4 protein-coding genes are annotated in these 2,639 nt (G+C 66.5%); all 4 read right to left on the bottom strand.

Annotated elements, in window-relative coordinates; translation table 11 throughout:
• The coding region (locus tag K2X24_RS24190) for a hypothetical protein (RefSeq protein ID WP_292501924.1) at nt 1–374 on the bottom strand (374 nt) is incomplete at its 3' end.
• The gene (locus tag K2X24_RS24185) at nt 371–1,405 is read right to left on the bottom strand and encodes a hypothetical protein (RefSeq protein WP_292501922.1); all 1,035 of its coding nucleotides are present in this window, start codon (nt 1,403–1,405) and stop codon (nt 371–373) included. The genes K2X24_RS24185 and K2X24_RS24190, both read right to left, overlap by 4 nt.
• Nucleotides 1,406–1,433: 28 nt before the next feature.
• A complete protein-coding gene (locus K2X24_RS24180; RefSeq protein WP_292501920.1) occupies nt 1,434–1,784 on the bottom strand; it encodes a hypothetical protein in 351 nt (116 codons plus the stop codon).
• The coding region (locus tag K2X24_RS24175) for a glycosyltransferase family 2 protein (RefSeq protein WP_292501919.1) at nt 1,781–2,639 on the bottom strand (859 nt) is incomplete at its 5' end. The genes K2X24_RS24175 and K2X24_RS24180, both read right to left, overlap by 4 nt.

Below are 2,639 nucleotides of genomic sequence, written 5' to 3'. Positions count from 1 at the left end.
AAGGCCGCCCATCGTTCGAGAGTGTCGATCGACCGGAGCAGCGGCAGGGCTTCGGCCTCGATCACGGACCACGCGGCTTCCACCGTAACGGGATCGGACCAGTGCCAGTACGGAGACCCGCCTTCGTGAGGTGGATAGAGGTGCCTCCAGCAGGATCCGATGATATCGGACAAGCTCGGCACTGGCACGAAGGTCGGTACGATCGACCACCCGATCCGGAAGACACCCCGCTCGTACGAGCGATCCACGAAGACCCGCGACACCGTGTGATGAATCGGCGCGAGCCAGAGCTCGCGCCCGCCGGTATAGGCGAAATCGCCGTGGCGGTCGGCCAGGGGACGGAAGATGGTTCGCGCCTGACGGGCGGTCGTCATGGGTTCGGCTTCACCTCGATAAGTATGAAACGCTTCGCATGCGGGAAATTTCGCATCGCAGCCGCGGCATAATCGTTCGCAACTCTCGGCTCGATCCCCCTTTTTCCTGTCTTCGGATCATAAATGCAAACCGTAGATGGATTTGATTCTTCGAGAACATCAATTCTTACAGTGTCTTTAACTCCGCGCCTTGAAATATCTTCGATTTTTTTACTGTATGATACCTCAGCCACAAACTTCGGATCATTGCGCGAATTGATATCCTGGGCCATCAGAGTGTGAACACGCGTACCCACAGCTTGTGGTGTCAGGTATAACCCGGATGACGTGACGCTTGCCATCGTCCTGTCCAGCAGGGATTGCACTTCGCCGTGGCGTGGGCAGGCGAGATCCAGATCGGCCCGCTCCACTTCACCGACCCAGGTCGCTCCGGCGGATGCATCACCACTGCGCTCGTATTCGCTGGCTGGTGCGACGAAGAGCGCTGGACCGGCGCCAATCCGCTGAGACAGCACTCTGAAGAGTGACAAGGCCGCTTCGACCGCGGTTACGCGCCGTGCGGGAGACGGACTCAGGGTCCTCGCGCTCTGAACGAAGGCGTCCGCCTCCACCTTCCCATCGACCAGGGTACCGCGCGACAGGATCTCTCCCGTCTCGCCATCGCGGACGGTCTGGGTCCGCCCCTCCATCTCGAATACGGTCCGGGTGCCGTCCGGTGCGACGACCGTGTGCTGCTCGTCCCAGGTCTCGGACGGCCGGCTGCGAATCCGCAGCGAGAGCACCCGCGAACCATCGTCGGTGACGACGTCCTGCCCATCGTGTCCAGAGGTCCATTGCCCCGCCCCGGTCTGGCCGGCCGGTGTCCGGGGCTGGTCGGGATCGTACTTCCGGGAGAGGAGATGCTCGACGCGGAGCAGTCCGGCCTCGACCCTCAGGGCTGCGAGGTCACATGAGAGCTTCTTGAATTCTGAACCCTGACGGCCTGACAGCGACATGGGCGGTGCTTTCGAGAGATCGAGCGACCAGTCCACATCTTCCACAGATGTCAATAAAAACCCATTATAGGCTTTTCATCAAAAACCGGTTCGGGCATTCTGCGTCTCGGCTGCGCGCCCGGTCCCGCTTCGCTCGCTCACCGGCAAAATTCCGCAACGCCACGGCCACCGACTCCACCAGCGCGGCTTCGGAGGTCGGGTCGCGCAGGACGAGGCTGGTGATGGCGTCCGGGTGATTCCGGCGCTGCTTCGGGGTGCGGACATGGTTCGAGACGCGCAAGGCGAAGGCGCAGGCGTCGGGCTTGAGGTAGACGCTGTCGCCCCGCGTGTTGCGGGCGACCACGACGAATCCCCGCGCGACGAGGAGGTCGACGGCACGCGCGATCGCGTCGACGGGTGTCAGATGCGTCGTCACGGAGACAGGCCCTCGCGGGCGAGGGCGCTGAGTCCGCGCAGGGCCGCGAGGGCGCCGGCGGCGGAGCCCGCATAGCGCTCGAAGCGCTGGGGCCGGAGCGCGAGGCCGGTCAGGGCCGCCTTCGGCAGGTTGATCGCGAGCATGCCGAGGCTCGGATCGGACAGGCCGTACTTGGCGCAGACATAGGCCCGCGACCAAGCCTGGTGCCAGCGCGTGCGGAACACCCGGCCGGGCTCCGGCGCGCAGGAGCACCCGCGCTCGTGCACGGCTTGCGCGGCGTGGACATGCACGAGGCCATGGCCCGCATCCGCCATCCGGCGGCAGAGATCGTCGTCTTCGTAGAACAGGAAGATGTTGGGATCGAAGCCGCCCAGGGCCAGGAAGAGGTCGCGGCGCAGCATCAGGCAGGCTCCGGAGAGGAAGGGCGCGCAGACGTCTCCCTCCGGCGGGGCGCGCCGACCCTGCGGGTTCGCCAGATAGGGTGAGAGGAGCGAGCGCGGCTGGAAGAAGACGCGCCCGTCCGGTTCGACCAGCCGGGGCGCGAGCAGCCCCGCATCGGGGTAGGCGCGCGCGGCGGCCAGCAGCGCGTCCACGGCGCCCGGCCGCAGGACCACGTCCGGGTTGAGGATCAGGACGCGCTCGGCGCGCCGGGCCGCCGCCACGCCGATGTTGCTGGCGCGGCCGTACCCCTCGTTGCGGGGGTTCTCCACCACCTCGGCCCCGGCCGCGCGGGCCACGGCCACCGAGGCGTCCCGGCTCGCATTGTCCACCACGAGGGCCGGGACGTGCTCGGCCGCGAGGGCGCTCAGACAGGCCGGCAGGCGCTCGGCGCTGTCATGCGCCACGACGACGGCG

Source organism: Methylobacterium sp. (assembly GCF_019750675.1).
Lineage (GTDB): Bacteria > Pseudomonadota > Alphaproteobacteria > Rhizobiales > Beijerinckiaceae > Methylobacterium.
Note: the sequence above shows the minus strand (reverse complement) of the source record. Positions and strands in the feature narration are given on the sequence as shown.